Here is a 17,302-nt window from a genome sequence, read left to right as displayed (position 1 = left end):
GCGGTTGCAAATGTAAGACAACATTCCATATCTCACAACTATTTTGGTGCTTTTTTTTATCTTTTTTCAAACTTTTTTTTAAAACACTTCACAATCAAACGAATAGAATTGATAAAAATTTCATCTTAATTTAAAATCTATCCTAATTAAACCAAAATTTGAATTTATTTAAATAATGAGTAAATTTGCTAGATTAACTAATATTACACAGAAAATGAACAAAAGAGTTGTTATCGTTTCTGCCGTTAGAACACCTATCGGAAGTTTCATGGGAGGTTTATCTACCGTACCCGCACCAAAATTAGGTGCCGCCGCTATTAAAGGCGCACTTCAAAAAATTAACCTAGACCCAAAATTAGTTGATGAAGTTTTCATGGGAAATGTAATTCAGGCTGGAGTTGGACAAGCTCCGGCACGTCAGGCAGCACTTTTTGCCGGCCTATCTGAAGAAGTTTCCTGCACAACTGTAAATAAAGTTTGCGCCTCTGGAATGAAATCTGTAATGTTAGCAGCTCAGGCAATTGCCTGCGGAGATGCAGAAATCGTAGTTGCCGGAGGAATGGAAAACATGAGCTTGATTCCGCATTATGTACAAATGCGAAGCGGAAATAAATTTGGCCCGGCAACAATGCTGGACGGAATGCAAAAAGATGGTTTGACAGATGCTTACGATAACAACGCAATGGGAGTTTGCGCTGATTTATGTGCATCAGAGTATAAAATTACTCGCGAAGAACAAGATAATTTTGCTATCCAATCTTATGAAAAAAGCGCAAAAGCTTGGGATGCCGGAAAATTTGATAACGAAGTTGTTCCTGTTGAAGTTCCTCAAAGACGCGGAGAACCAATTATCTTTTCAAAAGATGAAGAATATACTAATGTGAAATTGGATAAAATTCCATCTTTAAGCGCTGTTTTTACAAAAGACGGAACAGTAACGGCTGCTAACGCATCGACAATTAACGACGGAGCTGCAGCTTTAGTTTTAATGTCTGAAGAAAAAGCTAATACATTAGGATTAAAACCTCTTGCTTACATAAATGGCTATGCAGATGCTGCACAAGAGCCAAAATGGTTTACTACAAGCCCGGCAAAAGCATTGCCAAAAGCTTTAGACAAAGCAGGAATTTCGATATCAGATGTTGATTATTTCGAATTTAACGAAGCCTTTTCTGTTGTGGGATTAGCGAATGCTAAAATCTTAAATCTAGATAACGATAAAGTAAACGTAAATGGCGGCGCTGTTTCATTAGGTCATCCTCTGGGATGCTCAGGAGCGCGTATTATTGTAACTTTGCTAAATGTTTTGGAACAAAATAATGCTAAAACCGGAGCTGCTGCAATTTGCAATGGCGGCGGCGGTGCATCTGCAATTGTTATCGAAAGAGCCTAAATATTATAAAATTTGGAGTTGTTGCAACATATAACTCCAAATTTTCAACTTATAAATCACCCTAAATGTTCGGAATTTGCAATCTTGCCATAGTACCTGTTCGATCTGAAGCAAGCGATAGAAGTGAAATTGTCACACAGCTTTTGTTTGGAGAGCACATCGAAATATTAGAACGTCAAAATCAATGGTCTCGAATCAGGATTCAGTTCGATGATTACGAAGGCTGGGTTGATTCTAAACAATATCAGATAATTTCTGAACAGCATTTTAATCAATTAAGTAAAGAAGCCATTATCTTAAACGCCGATTTAATTGATTATATCACAGCACCAAATAATCTTTTATTGCCGATTCCTTTAGGTGCTTCGTTATCTTTTTTAAACAACACCGAAATCAATACTTCAAATTTTGATTTTGAAGGAACAAAAACCAGTGGCATAAAACCGAAAAGCGCACTTATTAAAACTGCTTTTATGTATTTAAACGCACCCTATTTATGGGGCGGAAAAACACCTTTTGGCATCGATTGTTCTGGTTTTACTCAAATGGTTTACAAATTAAACGGGTATAAAATTCACCGTGATGCCTCTCAGCAGGCGCTTGAAGGAGAACCTTTAAGTTTTATTGAAGAAAGTGAAGCTGGTGATTTAGCCTTTTTTGATAATGAAGAAGGAAACATCATTCATGTCGGAATTATTATGGAAAATAATTATATCATTCACGGAAGTGGAAAAGTCCGCATTGACCGCTTAGATCATTTAGGAATTTACAATGCTGAACTCAATAAACACACACATAACCTTCGTGTAATCAAGAAGATTATTTAAACACAAATTAGCGCAAATTAAAAATCCTTTTAATCTGTGGCTGAAAAAATTCGTACAAATTCGTGCAATCTGTGTTTATGCACTAATCCGAATCGTTTTTCTAAATTCCGAAGGACTATTTCCTCGTTGTTTCTTAAAGAATTTATTAAAGTGGCTTTCATCCGTAAAACCAAATTCATACGCAATTTCATTTATGCGCTTATCGCTGAATTGCAAACGATGTTCAATCAGTTTGGTTTTGTAATTGCTGATATATTGCTGCATCGTTTCATCAGCATGTTTTTTAAAATAACGCCCTAAATACGTATTCGAAATTCCGAAATAATCACTGATCGATTCTGCTTTAATTTTTTCAGGATAGTAAATATTGTTCTGAATGTATTGCAAAATATCCATAGCTTTAGCTTCAGTACCAATATTAACCTGCTCAGGAAGATATTTCGCAATATTTCTAGCCACAATAATAATCAGCGTATTCACCAATTGCTGAATCAATTCCTGATTGTAAACATCTTTATCCTGATGTTCGCGACAAATCGCTTCGACCATAACTTTGACCAGACATTTATCGGCATCGTTTTTTAAAATACAGCCCGGCTGATGATTCGCGTTTTGCAGAATATATTCTAAACGCTGAATATTTTCATTCTGCAGACTAGAATTCTTCAAATAAATATCATTAAATCTCAAAAAGAAAAACTTTGTTTCGGTTTCGATAGTGAAATTATGACAATCTTCCGGCGTCAGTAAAAACATATGTCCGGCATCATATTCAAAAATATTTTTGTTGATGCACTGCCTTCCTGTTCCATTCAAAATATAAACCAATTCAAAGAAATTATGACGATCTCCAACATCTGGATATTCATCTAAAGTTTCAAAGGAAACGGTAAACGGCTCGTATAAATTTTCTTTTTTCATAAGTGCTAAAATCAGTTGAAGTTGCAAATTTACATAAAAAAGACAAATATATACAAGTTAACAGTCTTAAAAATGGTATAATTTTGTCAAGTAAAATTTAAGATATAAAATTACAACATTATGGAATATAGAAAATTAGGCATCTCAGAACTTGAATTATCAACTATTACATACGGTGCTTTTGCCATTGGTGGCAACATGTGGGGCGGAAACGAAAAGAAAGATTCAATCGACTCCATTCACGCATCAATCGATCATTGCGTAACTACAATAGACACTGCTCCTTTTTACGGATTCGGATTAAGTGAAGAAATGATCGGCGAAGCTTTAAAATCTCACGATCGTTCAAAAGTGCAATTGTTAACCAAATTTGGTTTGGTTTGGGATGGAAGCAGCAATGGTAAAGGTGATTTCTTTTTTGATGCTGACGATAACGGTAAAAAAGTTCCAGTTTATAAATATTCATCAAAAGAAAATGTAATCAAAGAAATCGAAGAAAGTCTAAAACGCCTTAAAACCGATTATATCGACTTACTTCAAATTCACTGGCCAGACTCTACAACGCCAATTTCAGAAACCATGGAAGCTGTTGATACTTTAATTCAACAAGGAAAAATCAGAACTTTTGGAGTGAGTAATTACAGCATTCCACAAATTCAGGAAGCGCAAAAAACAGTTCAGATTGCTTCAAATCAGGTTGCTTACAGTATGCTGAACCGTAAAATCGAAACCGATTTAATTCCTTTTACAGCTGCAGAAAACATCGGAATCATCGCTTACAGTCCAATGGAAAGAGGTTTGTTGACCGGAAAATATTTCATCGACAGCAAATTAAAAGAAAACGATCATAGAAATGGTTATTTCGGTCAGTTTGATCTTCAAAAAGTAAAAACTTTAGTTGAAGAATTAAGTTCGTTAGCTAATACAAAACACATTTCGATTTCACAGTTAGTTTTACGCTGGACGACTTTACAAAAAGGAATTTCTATAGTTTTAGCCGGAGCCAGAAACGCAGAACAAGCCATTTCCAATGCAAAAACAATGGATTTCGATTTGTCAGTTTCAGAATTGGAGTTCATTAATCAGGCAATTTCGAAATTAAAATAAATGTTTTAACACATAGAAACATAGTTTTCACTAGGTCTAAAAGGCGTTTAACGTACCTAAACAAACATAGTCAACTTAGTTTGTCATTTTGAGAACTATGTGTGAGAAACTAGTTTCTTTCAATTACCTTTTTTTTAGAAAAGAAAAACCTATGTTTCTATGTGTTTAAAAAACAATCTCAAAAATTAAATAATCAGAATTTGGGCGTGCCCCTCCGGGTCGGGCTATTCGTTTCAATCTTTTGTGCTCCCGAAGCCTCGGGACACAAAAGGATTTCCACTACTATCCCTCACGCATCCATTTTCAAAAGAAATAACAATTTTAAAATGAAAAATATATTTATAATTAACGGCGGACAAAAATTCGCGCATTCAGGCGGTAAATTCAATCAAACCGTTCAGGACTGGACCATTGAATTTCTTTCTAAAAACAATAATTACGAAATAAAAACAACTCATATCGAAAACATAATCGACCTTCAGGAAGAAGTAGAAAAATTTGTTTGGGCCGATTTAGTTATTTATCATACACCTGTTTGGTGGTTTCAAATCCCAAATCTTTTCAAAAAATATATCGATGATGTTTTCACGCAGGGACACAACAACGGAATCTACAAAAGCGACGGAAGAAGCCGTGTAAATCCCGATATTAATTACGGAACCGGCGGACTTTTACACGGACGCAAATACATGCTCACAACAAGCTGGAATGCACCGGCAACTGCTTTTACACTGCCGGGTGAATTCTTTGAAGAAACTTCTGTAGATGACGGCGCAATGTTTGGTTTTCATAAAATGAACAAGTTTACTGGAATGGAAAAAGTAAACGGATTTCATTTTCATGACGTAGAAAAAGGTGCTACACCAGAAAATATCGTTATCTTTAAGGACAATTATATGAAACATTTGGAAGCAACTTTTAAAAACTTATAATTATGATTTCAATTACCGCCATCTTAAAAAGCAAACAAGAGAACTTAATTGAAGTTCAAAATATGCTGACTCATTTAGTTACCGAAACTCGAAAAGAAGCAGCCTGCATTCGTTACGATTTACACACTACAGACAATGTTTTTATCATTTGGGAAGAATGGAAAGACCAAGCTGGTTTAGATTTTCATAACAGTCAGTCTTATTTGCAGGAATTTATAAAAAAAGCCGAAAATCTGGTTTCAACTCCAATTCAGGTTTACAAAACCGTACAGATTTTATAAAATATTTTTTCGCCACGAATTACACAAATTAATTTTTTAATATCAAAGAACAAGAATTTGTGTAATTCGTGGCGAATATTTTTTTCTACTTAATCCCTCCAAAAGCACCAAAGCACATATTTTTGTGCAAAATTTCAACTTTAGAAAAACCCACTTTCTTCATCAAATCCAATTGATAATTCATAGATCTGGGCGTATCTTCTTTTTCTATATAATCAAAAACTTTTTGTCTATATTCCGCTCCTCCTATTCCTTCCAAATATTCCCCATAACGCTGCCACGTATATTCATTTAATAAATCGGTATCTTGTGTAATCAAATCAGAAATCATGAAACAGCCGCCTGGTTTCAATAATTTAAATAATTTAGAAAAAGTCGTTTCCCAATCTTTATCATCGCGCAAGTGATGCAAAACGGCACCTGCCAAAATAATATCAAAACTATTTTCCTCCAAATCGACTTCGCGAATGTCACCTTGTTTAATTTCAACTTTTCCGTTTGTTTCCACCGAAACTCTTTCAAAAGCACGATTTAACATCGGTAAACTCAAATCGACCAAAGTGCAGTTTAAATTCGGCACTTTAGACAACATCATTAAAGTATAATTTCCGGCGCCGCAGCCTATATCCAAAACATTTTGAGCATTCGGAACAATTCTCTTTGAAGCTTCCGTTATTAATTCTAAAGAAATTTTAGCATCGATTGTAGCGACTTGCCCAGTTTCTAAATTCGAAAATCGTTCGACATCTTTATCAAACCTTTCCTTGATCTCTGTAATAGTTGATTTTTCCATAGTTTTTTGTTTTTACTTTTCACGCAGATTTGGCAGATAAAGNNCTTTATCTGCCAAATCTGCGAGAGAATTATTTTTTTTCAAAACTATTCTTTTCATAAATACTTTGAAAATACTATTTTTATCAATTAATAATACTTTAAAAGTATCATGGAATTACGTCATCTAAAATATTTTTTGGCTGTAGCCGAAGAATTAAACTTTACAAAAGCAGCAGAAAAACTCTTTATTTCGCAGCCACCATTAAGTCGGCAGATTATGGAATTGGAAGAAGAACTTCAGGCAAAGCTTTTCACCAGAAACAACAAAAAAGTAGAACTAACCGAAGCTGGGAAATATTTCGAAAAAGAAACAAAAGCGCTTTTTCAGAATTTGGAACGCATGTCTGCGAAGGCAAAAAAGATTGCAGACAATTTTTCGGGCGAATTTAGGATCGCCTATATCAGTTCTATTTATTCTTCTGTAATCTCCGAATTGATTAAACATTTAAAAATACAATTTCCGTATGTGAATTTTAAACTTTTTGAAATATCTACTACAAAACAAATCGATGCTTTAGAAAAAAGCAAAATCGAAATGGGTATTATTAGATCGCCCGTTCAATCTCCAAAAATAAAATCACAATTATGGTTCAGAGATGGATTTTCATTGGTTTACAATAAAAAAGCTATTCAAATAAAATCAGAAAATGAAATTCTGAAATTGAAAGATCAAACCTTCGTATTCTTCAACAAAGACTACGCTCCGCATTATCATGAAGTTTTATTAGAACTTTGTGCATTTTATGGCTTTACGCCAAAGATTATTCACGAAGCCAATAATATTAATTCGATTGTGCAATTGGTCAAAAATGGATTAGGAATTTCAATAGTTCCTTCAAACATTGCAAAAAACAATCAAGATCCTGAAATTGGTTTTATGGAGTTAAAAAAGGTGAATTTATTTACTGATGTTTCTCTGATAACTTCAAAAGAAGACGATTCTGAAATCACAAAATCTGCAGTTGATTTTTTATTGAATAATATTAGTTCACGTTAGGCGTTAAAATTAACCTCGCAAAGGCGCAAACGCGCAGAGTTTTTTTTGTTTTTGATTATGCGTTTAGTTTGTCATTTCGAGGAACGGGAAATGACATAAAATGAGACAAATCTTTGCGTCTCTGCGTCTTTGCCAGATTAAATCAAAAACAATTAGTGAAATTCGTGACTTCGTGGCTATAACAAAAATTCGTTACAATTTATTACAGAAATCCACATTATAAAAAGCTAACTTTTAAATACCTTAGCAAATTATAATTCTACTTAATAAATTCAATAAAAATGGCTGAACAATCTTCAATTCAGTGTCCAAACTGCGGAACTCCTATCGACGTAAATGATGTTTTAAAACATCAGCTGGAGGATAGTATCCGTAAAGAATTTCAACAAAAAGCTACTATTCAAAATAAAGAATTAGAGCTTAAAAACGAACAATTCGAAAAAGCCAAAACCGAATTTGAAGCCAAAAAGAAACAGGAAAATGAACTTTTTGCCGAGCGTTTGGAACGTGAGAAAAAAACAGCAGAAAAAGAAATTACCGAAAAACTAAAAACAAAACTCGAAGAAGAAAATAAAGATCGTATGCTTTTGATGGAAAAAGAACTTTCTGAAAAATCGGAAAAACTTCGGGAATTAAATAAAATGGCAGGCGAAATCGCTAAACTCCAGCGTGAAAAACTGGAAATGAAAGATGCCATTGAAGCCGAAGCGCAAAAACAATTAAACGATACTTTGGTTTTAGAACGAGATAAAATTCGTAAGCAGGAAGAAGAAAAAAACGAATTAAAAATAAAAGAATACCAAAAACAATCTGACGATCAGAAAAAGCTGATTGAAGAAATGAAACGCAAGCAGGAACAAGGTTCTATGCAATTGCAAGGTGAAGTAATGGAATTGGCAATCGAGGAATGGCTGGCAAATAATTTTCCGTTAGACACAATCGACGAAATCAAAAAAGGCGCTAACGGAGCAGATTGTCTTCAAATTGTAAACACACGTGAATTGCAAAACTGCGGTTCGATTTATTATGAAAGTAAAAGAACAAAAGCTTTTCAGCCTTCGTGGATCGAGAAATTCAAAAATGATATTCGGACTAAACGAGCCAATATTGGAGTTTTAGTTACCGAAGTTATGCCTTCTGGAATGGAAAGAATGGGAATGCGCGATGGTATCTGGATTTGTACATATGAAGAATTTAAAGGATTAAGCGCCGTTTTGCGTCAATCTTTGATTCAGGTAAGTCAGGCAGTTCAGGCGCAGGAAAACAAAGGCGATAAAATGTCTATGTTGTACGATTTCCTGACAAGCAACGAATTCCGCTTGCAGATTGAAGGAATCGTGGAAGGATTTACTCAAATGCAAAGTGATCTCGATTCTGAAAAAAGAGCAATGCAGCGAATCTGGAAACAACGCGAAAAACAAATCGAAAAAGTGGTGCACAATACTTTGGGAATGTACGGTTCGATTCGTGGAATTGCCGGAAATGCAGTTCAAACCGTGAGAGCTCTCGAATTGGACTTTATTGAAAGTGATGAGGAAGATCCTAAAGAATTACTAGAATAACAAAATAAAAAAGGCTTCGAAATTAATCGAAGCCTTTTGCTTTTAATTGTCTTTTTAAATTAACCTTTTTTAAATGACATTGTAAGCCCAAACTGATTAGAAAGATAAAGCTTATTATTCTCTATAGAATATCCAGAAGTTGTTCTTAATAACTGCAAAAATTCACCTTCTTTTTTTGCATCACATTTTTTGGTTTCTGAAGAAAAATTCGGAAACTGAAGTTTTCCTGCACCGTGTGACTGCAAATTTCCTTTGATAGCGTTGCATCCTGTTGATCCAGAAAAATTTGATGAAGTCATTTGAATTTTTGGAAAGCTTGAAAAATCTTTTTCAGTCACTATTTTCCCGTTCAAATTCTCTAAATCCAAGTTTTTTGTAATTTCTTTTCAATTGAGTTTTCATTAACTACCGCTGTAGAATTTGTAGTTTTACTTGACTTGCAGCTATAAGTCAATGATACTGCAATTAATAACATTAAAATCTTTTTCATGTAAAATAAATATATAAGTTTTATTTTACAAAATATCCCAGCTTTAAAGCATCCTCATTTGTTATAAGTTATTTTTAAACCATTTTAAGACATTTTAAAATTTAGATTTTAATCTACTTTCTTAAAAACAATCAATTTTCCGGAAGGATTTGACAGCGTTAATCTATTATTTTCTATAGAATAGGTTGTCGAACTTTGCAGGGTTTTCAAAAATTCGCTTTCTTTATTTCCGGGAGCACAAGCCATTAAGGTAGAAACCACTTTAGTAAAACGAAGTATGTCTTTCTCAAAAAAGATTTGGCCCGTAATAGAATTACAGCCGCCAAAACCTGAAAACTGATTTTCAGCCGCATTAATTTCAATTCTTGGAAACTCTTTCTGAAAATCAGTTACAAAAACTTTAAAACCATTTAATTCCTCTAAGACCCAAATATCATGCAGGCGATAATCTGTGATATACTTACCGCATCCTGCTAGTTTTTTTGGCTGCAGGTCAGAGTTATTTTTAATTTCAACTTTAGCACTGTATGGAGAAACTGCACCCGACATTGAATCCTGACAATCTAACTGCTGAATTGTAACTGTCGCAGAAGCTTTATCATTACTTAGGTTATACATTTTAACATTAGCATCCATTGCAGGAATCGCTGTAACCGAATCAAAAGTTAAGCTCTCCATTCCTTTTATCAATGAAGTAAAAACAGTTTTATCCTTCCCTATTTTTATTCCCCAGAAAGGCTCGTTTCCATTTGCTTTAAAATAATAATTCATGTCATCTTCCTGTTCAGTAACAGAGACAGATTGTTTTGTATCAGAACTTTTGCCTGCCGCAGTTTTACAGCTTACCATCAGAGAAAGTAATAGCAATAATAAAAATATTTTTTTCATAAGATTTCTATTTAGGAATGTTTTAAGCAAAAAACAAGTAAAATTCTTATGAATTTACGATATTATTTTGGAATTATTATTTAGAATCTTTTCAAATTTTAAAAAAAATATCGTTAATCATGCTCTGAAAACCCTCACTACGTAAAAGATTCCGACAAATACGTAGTTATTAAAACCTGTTAAATCCATTAAAAATAAATTTAATACGTATTTTTATAAGTATAAATACTTATATTTGCGTAGTAATACTTAATTAAAGAAATCATGGTTAGAGTAATAGTAGTTGGAAACGGCATGGTTGGATATAAATTTTGCGAAAAATTCATTGCAAAATCAGGACAGGAAAAGTATCAGGTAACTGTATTTGGCGAAGAACCAAGACGCGCTTACGACCGTGTTCACTTAAGTGAATATTTTGGTGGAAAAACCGCAGACGATTTATCATTATCAACCACCAGCTGGTATGCAGAAAACAACATTATTCTCAACACATCAGAATTAATTACAGATATTAATCGTAATGAAAAGACAATTCATACGCATTTAGGAAAAACACATACGTATGATTACTTAGTATTAGCAACAGGATCTTCTGCTTTTGTACCCCCAATTGACGGAGTCGAAAAAGAAGGTGTTTTCGTTTATAGAACCATCGAGGATTTGGATGCAATTATGGGTTACGCCAAAAAAATAAAACAAAAAGGCGCAACCGAAGCAGCTGTTTTAGGAGGAGGTTTACTTGGACTTGAAGCTGCAAAAGCCGTGAGAGATTTAGGACTGAATCCGCATGTGGTAGAATTTGCTCCTCGTTTAATGCCCAGACAATTAGATCAAGGCGCAAGCGATATGCTCCAGTCTAAAATAGAAGAATTAAATATTGGGATACATCTTAATAAAGTAACACAATATATTGAAGGAAAAGAAAGTATAACAGGAATGATGTTTGCCAACGACGAATTGCTAAAAGTTGACATGCTGGTTATATCTGCCGGAATTAAACCTCGCGACGAACTGGCCAGAGTTTCTGGACTTGAAGTTGGTGTAAGAGGCGGAATCGTTGTCAACAATCAAATGCAGACCTCAGATCCTTCTATCTATGCGATTGGCGAAGCGGCGCTTTACAACCAGAATATTTACGGACTTGTTGCTCCAGGTTACGAAATGGCAGATGTCGCCGCTGAGCAAATCTTAAACGGCTCTAAAACCATGAGAGAAACCATCGATATGTCGACCCAATTGAAATTAATTGGCGTTGAAGTAGCCAGCTTTGGTGATCCTTTTATAGAAAATGAACATGTAACCGCTATTGTTTATGAAAATAAATTAAGCGGTATTTACAAAAGAATCAATGTAACCAAAGATTCAAAAACCTTATTAGGGGGCATTTTGGTTGGAGATTCGAGCGATTACAATGCTCTTTATCAGATTTTCAGCAATGCAATGGCATTACCAAAAAATCCTGAAGATTTAATTTTAGGTTCTCGAGATGGCTCTGAAGGTTCTTCTTTAGGAAGTGTTATGGATCTTCCCGATACCGCTGTAATCTGTTCTTGCGAAAATGTTACCAAAGGATCAATCTGCTGTAAAATTTTAGACGAATCCTGTGCGACTTTTTCTGATGTTGTCAAAGCAACCAAGGCAACTTCGGGATGTGGAGGTTGTAAACCAATGGTTTCAGATTTAGTAAAAGCGACTCAAAAATCACTCGGCAGAGAAGTAAAAGAAGTAATCTGCGAGCATTTTAGTTATAACCGTCAGGAATTATTCGATTTAGTAAAAATCAACAAATACGATAATTTTTACGACGTAATTGATCATCACGGAAAAGGCGATGGCTGCGAAGTCTGCAAACCTGTTGTAGCTTCCATTTTCTCAAGTATCTATAACGATACTGCCAATAAACACGTAACAACGCAAGATACAAACGATAGATTTTTGGCCAACATTCAGCGAAACGGAACATATTCTGTAGTTCCAAGAGTTGCAGGAGGCGAAATTACTGCCGAGAAATTAATCGTTATTGGCGAAGTGGCCAAACAATTTGATTTATATACCAAAATTACCGGAGCTCAAAGAGTGGATTTATTCGGAGCACATTTAAGTGATTTACCTAAAATCTGGAAAATCTTAATCGACAATGGTTTTGAAAGCGGTCACGCCTACGGAAAATCCCTCCGCGCCGTAAAAAGCTGTGTGGGAAATGCGTGGTGCCGTTACGGAATGGACGACAGCGCCGGATTTGCAATTGAACTCGAAAACAGATATAAAGGAATTCGTTCTCCACATAAATTAAAAGGCGGTGTTTCGGCCTGCATTCGCGAATGCGCAGAAGCCCGCGGAAAAGATTTCGGATTAATCGCTGTGGAAGGCGGTTGGAATTTATACATCGCAGGAAATGGCGGTGCAAATCCAAAACATGCTGTTTTATTAGCCGAGAAAATCGATAAAGAAACCGTAATCAAATACATGGACAGATTCTTAATGTATTACATCCGCACGGCTGGCCCGCTTATCCGAACTTCAACTTGGTTAGAGAAATTAGACGGCGGTTTAGAATATTTAAAAGAAGTTATCATCGAAGATAGTTTAGGAATCTGCGAAACTTTAGAAGCCGAAATGCAGACTTTGGTAAATACTTTTGAATGCGAATGGAAACAAGTATTAGAAAAACCAAGATTGTTAAAACGTTTTAATCACTTTATAAACTCAGACGAAAAAGACGATAATGCTGTTTTTGTGCCGCTTAGAGATCAAAAGGCGCCAAAAGCGTGGTCGTGAAAATAAATTTAAACACATAGAGACATAGATTTTAAAACTAAATAAAAGACGTTTCACTTGCATAAACAAACATAGCTATTGCGAAGAATGGCGGATTCAAAGATTTTTAATTCTCAATTTTTAATTTTAAAAAAATCTATGTTTCTATGTGTTTAAAAATAACAGCTCCAAAAAAAAAGAATAAATATCACAAAAACGTTTGCTGTCCTTCTTATCCTCTTTTTTACTGCGCCATCAACTCTCTTGATTGTAAAAAGAAGGATAAGAAACAGGAAATCAAAACTCAATCAAAATGGAAGAAATCTTAAATCAATACGAAACAGTTCATGCGAGCGATGCAACAATTTGGTTCAAAGCCGGTAAAGTAGAAGATTTTCCAACCAATCGCGGCGGCTGTATTAAATATAAAAATAAACAGATCGCTATTTTCAATTTCACACGCCGAAACGAATGGTACGCCTGCCAAAACGCCTGTCCGCATAAAATGGAAATGGTGCTTTCAAGAGGAATGACAGGATCTGCAGACGACATTCCAAAAATCGCCTGCCCGATGCACAAAAAAACATTTTCATTAATAGACGGTTCTAACCTAAATGGCGAAGAATATAAAATCGCAACTTACCCAATCAAAGTAGTTGAAAACGAAGTATTTGTTGGGTTTGTAGATTAGCTTTTTTAGATGAAAGATGCAAGAAGCAAGATTTGAAAAACTTTTATCATCTTGCTTCTTGCATCTTTCATCTCACTTTAACCTTTCGACTTTTCTACTTAATTCCTTATCTTTGAAATTCTATTACCTGACCCAAAAAAAATGACTACACCTTTTCAAAAAGCAAGCGAATGGATTGATGCCGAAAACGCTCAGGATCCAAACATTGAAACCGACCATAATACAGAATATCCAAAAGAATTATTGTATTCAAACCGAATGTATGAAAGGCTGATGCAATTTGAACCTGAAGCATCAGAACAAGTTCAGATCGCCTCAAAAGCACAACACATCTGCAGATGGAAAGTAGCCCGTGAATCGTACCCAATGGACCGCGTAGGTTATTTAAAATGGAGAGAAGATCTTAAAAAATTTCATGCAAAAACGACTGCCGAAATTCTACAAAGAGCAGGATATAACGAAGATTTTATCGCAAGAGTTTCTTTCCTGATCGAAAAGAAATTACTTAAAAAAGATGCGGAAACACAATTATTAGAAGACGTTATCTGTTTGGTATTTTTAGAATATTATTTAGAGCCTTTCGTTGAAAAACACGACGAAGAAAAACTAAAAAACATCATCAAAAAAACCTGGGATAAAATGTCTGATAAAGGACATCAGGAAGCCTTGAAAATCAATTATTCTGAAGAAAATTTAAACCTAATAAAAGCTTCTTTAGGATTGTAATTTAGTATATGAAAAAAAGCAGTCAGGAAGAAGATAAAATCACGTTCAAAAATTTACGACGACTGTATTTTTTTGCACTTCTTACTATTGCATTCACTATAATTGTTAGTCAGGTTTTAGTACAATACAATCTAAATCAACAATTAAGTGATTCCAAAATCATTAATTTCTCGGGCAAACAAAGAATGCTGAGTCAGAAAATCGTCAAAGAAGTTCTTATTCTGCATTACGTTTCTGATACCGCTTCTCCTAAACAAATTTCGCATTTAAATGACGTTTTAGCCCTTTGGAAGAAAAACCAAAACGCGCTAGAAAACGGCAGTGACAGCATGGCTTTTCCAAAAGAAAAATCAGAAACACTTCGTAAATTATATCTCGAAATCAATCCGATTTTTAACAAAATTGCTCAGACAACAGATTCGTTTATAGTAAATTTAAAGCAAAAAAAACAAGCCTCTGAAAATCAAAAACTAGTTCAAACTATTCTCGAAAACGAAGGTGTTTTCCTTTCTAAAATGAATCAGATTGTAACGCAGTACGATCTCGAAGCACACGAAAAAGTAACCGAACAGCGCACAATAGAATATTGGATTTTTGGTTTTACACTGCTGGTATTACTTTTAGAATTCTTCTTTATCTTCAAGCCGACGAATAAAAAAATCGAGAGATTAATCGCCAAACTTTTAACTTCAGAAAAGAAAGCATTAAAACTAGCGTACGATACCGAAATCATCAGCGAAATAAAAGAAAACTCCGTAAAGGAATTAAAATCGCTCAATTATGCGATGGAAAATACGTTGTTGTACTGTAGAATTGCGCCTGATGGTTCAATCATTCATATCGGAGAAAAATTTGCCAAACTTTTAAATTATACCAAATTTTTATCCAATAAAAAATTCTCCGAAGTTCTTACTGCAGACGAAAAAGAACAAGTAAATTTTGATCGTCTGATATTTGAAAAACAGCGCAGCGGCTGGCAGGGCGAAATCAGCATCATAAACAAAGAAGCACAAACTATCTGGCTCGATTTATCGATGGTTCCTGTAATGATTAAAAAAGATGAACTTGAACTTTTAATCGTTTGTTTCAACATAACCGAACGCAAAAAAGCACAACGCGAGGTAGAACGTCTGAACCTCGAAAATACAACCGAAAAAATCAATCAGCAAAAGATTATTTCAAGCAAAATAGTAGAAAATCAGGAAAACGAACAAAACCGAATTGCCAAAGAAATTCACGACGGAATTGGCCAGATGCTTACTGGTCTGAAGTTTAGCCTGGAAAGCATCAATTTAGATGACAGAGAAAAATCAGAACAAAAAATTGAGTATTTAAAAAAATTATCACTCGATATTATCAAAGGTGTTCGTACCGCAACTTTCAACTTAATGCCGCCGGAATTAAGCGATCACGGCATCGTTTCTTCACTCGCAAAACTTACACAAGAACTTTCAAAACTAACTGGAAAAGAAATACTCTTTTACAACAAAACCGACTTTAATCAGCGTCTAGACTCTTTAATTGAAATCAATATTTACCGCCTCACGCAAGAAGCTATAAACAACGCCATTAAATACGCCGAGTCATCGCATATTATTGTGGGCCTTTCGCACAGCGACACACTTTTAAGCATCGTAGTAGACGACAACGGAAAAGGTTTCGACATCAATTCTGTCGACAAAAAGCGTAACAGCGAGTCAGGAATGGGACTTTTATTCATGAAAGAAAGAATCCAATACATCAACGGACGCGTTTTCATGAACTCCATTCCGGGCGAAGGAACGAGGATTACTTTTAATATTCCGATTCTAAAATGATGTGTTAATGTGGCAATGTGGCAATTTGATAATTTGAGAATGTGGCAATGTGGCAATTTGATAATTAGATAATTCCTTAAAGCATCTTCATCAATTTTCTAATTATCTCATTTTCTCATTTTCCCATTTTCTAATTATCTCATTTTCTAATTATCTCATTTTCTAATTATCTAATTATCTAATTTTCCCAAAGGACAACAACTTTAAGGTAAAAAACTTTGAGTAAATTAAAACCGAACCTGCAATTTGAATTCAACCTTCTAATGTTATTTTAATATTGGAATTTACTTTTTAAAAAAAGTACGTATATTAGCATCTTCTTTTTAGATGAATATACGTAAAAATCCAGAATCAAAATTAAGTAAACTATGAGTAATATCATTCGTGTAGTGCTGGCAGATGATCATGTTTTTGTAAGAGACGGAATCAAATCCTTACTCGAAAACGAAGCAAACATTGAGGTTGCAGGAGAAGCAATTGATGGTGCAGATGCGCTGGAAGTAGTTGCAGAAACCAAACCTGACTTACTTATAGTAGATATTCGTATGCCCAACTTAACCGGTATCGAAGTAGTAGAAAAACTTAGAAGCGAAAATAATAACGTAAAAATCATCATGCTTTCGATGCACGAATCAGAAGAGTATGTGCTGAAATCTATAAAAGCCGGAGCCGATGGTTATTTGCTAAAAGGTTCAAGCAAAGAAGAATTCCTAAAAGCACTGCATAACGTTGCTGCCGGCGGAAAATATTTCAGCGGTGATATTTCTTCGATTTTAATCAGTCAATTAACAAATTCAGCATCATCCTTAGAACCTAAACAAAATTTAGGCGAAGAAATGATGATTACCAAAAGAGAGAAAGAAATCCTAACGTTATTATTATCCGGTAAAGGAAACAAAGAAATTGCAGAAGCGCTTGATATTAGTAAAAGAACAGCCGAAGTTCATCGTTTTAATTTAATGAAAAAGCTAAAGGTCAAAAACTTAATGGAACTTTCTAATAAAGCGGCAGAATATTCACTTTTATAAAATCTGCTCAAAAGATAAAAATCATAATCTAAAAATAGCATTTTCACAAAA

The 17,302-nt window shown here is 34.5% G+C and carries 16 protein-coding genes; 12 read left to right on the top strand and 4 right to left on the bottom strand.

What is annotated here, in order from left to right:
- Window positions 1-214 precede the first annotated feature (214 nt).
- Both B0A68_RS02790 and B0A68_RS02785 read left to right on the top strand, forming a co-directional pair.
- Window positions 215-1,393, top strand: a complete 1,179-nt coding sequence (locus tag B0A68_RS02790; protein WP_035687956.1) for an acetyl-CoA C-acyltransferase — start codon at window positions 215-217, stop codon at window positions 1,391-1,393.
- A gap of 65 nt (window positions 1,394-1,458) precedes the next feature.
- Window positions 1,459-2,220 carry a C40 family peptidase gene (locus B0A68_RS02785; protein WP_035683080.1) on the top strand — a complete coding sequence of 254 codons (762 nt, stop codon included), beginning with the start codon at window positions 1,459-1,461 and terminating at the stop codon, window positions 2,218-2,220.
- A 75-nt stretch (window positions 2,221-2,295) separates the two neighbouring features.
- Here the strand turns inward: B0A68_RS02785 and B0A68_RS02780 are convergent, their stop codons facing one another.
- Window positions 2,296-3,141, bottom strand: a complete 846-nt coding sequence (locus B0A68_RS02780) for an AraC family transcriptional regulator (protein ID WP_035683078.1) — start codon at window positions 3,139-3,141, stop codon at window positions 2,296-2,298.
- Between the two features lie 120 nt (window positions 3,142-3,261).
- Here B0A68_RS02780 and B0A68_RS02775 point away from each other — a divergent pair, with 120 nt between their 5' ends.
- From B0A68_RS02775 to B0A68_RS02765, 3 genes are all read left to right on the top strand, one after another.
- Entirely contained in the window at window positions 3,262-4,248 is a 987-nt protein-coding gene (locus tag B0A68_RS02775; protein WP_035683076.1) for an aldo/keto reductase, read from the top strand.
- A gap of 326 nt (window positions 4,249-4,574) precedes the next feature.
- Window positions 4,575-5,180, top strand: coding sequence for an NAD(P)H-dependent oxidoreductase (locus B0A68_RS02770; RefSeq protein WP_035683074.1), 606 nt, complete (start codon window positions 4,575-4,577; stop codon window positions 5,178-5,180).
- Window positions 5,181-5,182: 2 nt separating this feature from the next.
- Entirely contained in the window at window positions 5,183-5,461 is a 279-nt protein-coding gene (locus tag B0A68_RS02765; RefSeq protein ID WP_051892500.1) for a putative quinol monooxygenase, read from the top strand.
- An 85-nt stretch (window positions 5,462-5,546) separates the two neighbouring features.
- Here B0A68_RS02765 and B0A68_RS02760 read toward each other — a convergent pair whose 3' ends face one another.
- Entirely contained in the window at window positions 5,547-6,254 is a 708-nt protein-coding gene (locus B0A68_RS02760; protein ID WP_035683070.1) for a class I SAM-dependent methyltransferase, read from the bottom strand.
- Window positions 6,255-6,404: 150 nt separating this feature from the next.
- Here B0A68_RS02760 and B0A68_RS02755 point away from each other — a divergent pair, with 150 nt between their 5' ends.
- Window positions 6,405-7,292, top strand: a complete 888-nt coding sequence (locus tag B0A68_RS02755) for a LysR family transcriptional regulator (protein ID WP_035683068.1) — start codon at window positions 6,405-6,407, stop codon at window positions 7,290-7,292.
- A 281-nt stretch (window positions 7,293-7,573) separates the two neighbouring features.
- Entirely contained in the window at window positions 7,574-8,854 is a 1,281-nt protein-coding gene (locus tag B0A68_RS02750; protein ID WP_035683066.1) for a DUF2130 domain-containing protein, read from the top strand.
- Window positions 8,855-8,913: 59 nt separating this feature from the next.
- On the opposite strand, the gene B0A68_RS02745 is transcribed toward B0A68_RS02750, so the two are convergent.
- Together B0A68_RS02745 and B0A68_RS02740 are read right to left on the bottom strand one after the other, a co-directional pair.
- Window positions 8,914-9,207: an META domain-containing protein gene (locus tag B0A68_RS02745; protein WP_262486759.1), complete on the bottom strand. Its 294-nt coding sequence runs from the start codon at window positions 9,205-9,207 to the stop codon at window positions 8,914-8,916.
- 245 nt (window positions 9,208-9,452) lie between these two features.
- Entirely contained in the window at window positions 9,453-10,232 is a 780-nt protein-coding gene (locus B0A68_RS02740) for an META domain-containing protein (protein ID WP_035683064.1), read from the bottom strand.
- 264 nt (window positions 10,233-10,496) lie between these two features.
- On the opposite strand from B0A68_RS02740, the gene nirB reads away from it, so the two are divergent.
- The 5 genes from nirB to B0A68_RS02715 all read left to right on the top strand — a co-directional run bounded on the left by nirB (window position 10,497) and on the right by B0A68_RS02715 (window position 17,251).
- Window positions 10,497-13,010 (top strand): nitrite reductase large subunit NirB, encoded by a 2,514-nt coding sequence (gene nirB, locus B0A68_RS02735; protein WP_035683063.1) that lies wholly within the window; start codon window positions 10,497-10,499, stop codon window positions 13,008-13,010.
- 292 nt (window positions 13,011-13,302) lie between these two features.
- Window positions 13,303-13,680, top strand: coding sequence for a nitrite reductase small subunit NirD (gene nirD, locus B0A68_RS02730; RefSeq protein WP_035683061.1), 378 nt, complete (start codon window positions 13,303-13,305; stop codon window positions 13,678-13,680).
- Between the two features lie 141 nt (window positions 13,681-13,821).
- Complete coding sequence (locus tag B0A68_RS02725; RefSeq protein WP_035683059.1) at window positions 13,822-14,406, top strand: DUF4202 domain-containing protein; 585 nt, start codon at window positions 13,822-13,824, stop codon at window positions 14,404-14,406.
- Window positions 14,407-14,414: 8 nt separating this feature from the next.
- On the top strand, window positions 14,415-16,223 hold the full coding sequence (locus tag B0A68_RS02720) for a PAS domain-containing sensor histidine kinase (protein ID WP_035683057.1): 1,809 nt from the start codon (window positions 14,415-14,417) through the stop codon (window positions 16,221-16,223).
- Window positions 16,224-16,591: 368 nt separating this feature from the next.
- On the top strand, window positions 16,592-17,251 hold the full coding sequence (locus B0A68_RS02715; protein ID WP_035683053.1) for a response regulator transcription factor: 660 nt from the start codon (window positions 16,592-16,594) through the stop codon (window positions 17,249-17,251).
- Window positions 17,252-17,302: the final 51 nt, after the last annotated feature.

The sequence above is a fragment of the Flavobacterium reichenbachii genome (assembly GCF_002217435.1).
Taxonomy (GTDB): Bacteria; Bacteroidota; Bacteroidia; order Flavobacteriales; family Flavobacteriaceae; genus Flavobacterium; species Flavobacterium reichenbachii.
This window is presented reverse-complemented; position numbering and strand designations above follow the sequence as displayed.

Coding starts and splice junctions, on each gene's coding strand:
- B0A68_RS02715 (WP_035683053.1), top strand. CDS start 16,592: ATGAGTAATATCATTCGTGTAGTGCTGGCAGATGATCATGTTTTTGTA.
- B0A68_RS02740 (WP_035683064.1), bottom strand. CDS start 10,232: ATGAAAAAAATATTTTTATTATTGCTATTACTTTCTCTGATGGTAAGC.
- B0A68_RS02750 (WP_035683066.1), top strand. CDS start 7,574: ATGGCTGAACAATCTTCAATTCAGTGTCCAAACTGCGGAACTCCTATC.
- nirB (WP_035683063.1), top strand. CDS start 10,497: ATGGTTAGAGTAATAGTAGTTGGAAACGGCATGGTTGGATATAAATTT.
- B0A68_RS02760 (WP_035683070.1), bottom strand. CDS start 6,254: ATGGAAAAATCAACTATTACAGAGATCAAGGAAAGGTTTGATAAAGAT.
- B0A68_RS02765 (WP_051892500.1), top strand. CDS start 5,183: ATGATTTCAATTACCGCCATCTTAAAAAGCAAACAAGAGAACTTAATT.
- B0A68_RS02755 (WP_035683068.1), top strand. CDS start 6,405: ATGGAATTACGTCATCTAAAATATTTTTTGGCTGTAGCCGAAGAATTA.
- nirD (WP_035683061.1), top strand. CDS start 13,303: ATGGAAGAAATCTTAAATCAATACGAAACAGTTCATGCGAGCGATGCA.
- B0A68_RS02775 (WP_035683076.1), top strand. CDS start 3,262: ATGGAATATAGAAAATTAGGCATCTCAGAACTTGAATTATCAACTATT.
- B0A68_RS02785 (WP_035683080.1), top strand. CDS start 1,459: ATGTTCGGAATTTGCAATCTTGCCATAGTACCTGTTCGATCTGAAGCA.
- B0A68_RS02720 (WP_035683057.1), top strand. CDS start 14,415: ATGAAAAAAAGCAGTCAGGAAGAAGATAAAATCACGTTCAAAAATTTA.
- B0A68_RS02725 (WP_035683059.1), top strand. CDS start 13,822: ATGACTACACCTTTTCAAAAAGCAAGCGAATGGATTGATGCCGAAAAC.
- B0A68_RS02790 (WP_035687956.1), top strand. CDS start 215: ATGAACAAAAGAGTTGTTATCGTTTCTGCCGTTAGAACACCTATCGGA.
- B0A68_RS02780 (WP_035683078.1), bottom strand. CDS start 3,141: ATGAAAAAAGAAAATTTATACGAGCCGTTTACCGTTTCCTTTGAAACT.
- B0A68_RS02770 (WP_035683074.1), top strand. CDS start 4,575: ATGAAAAATATATTTATAATTAACGGCGGACAAAAATTCGCGCATTCA.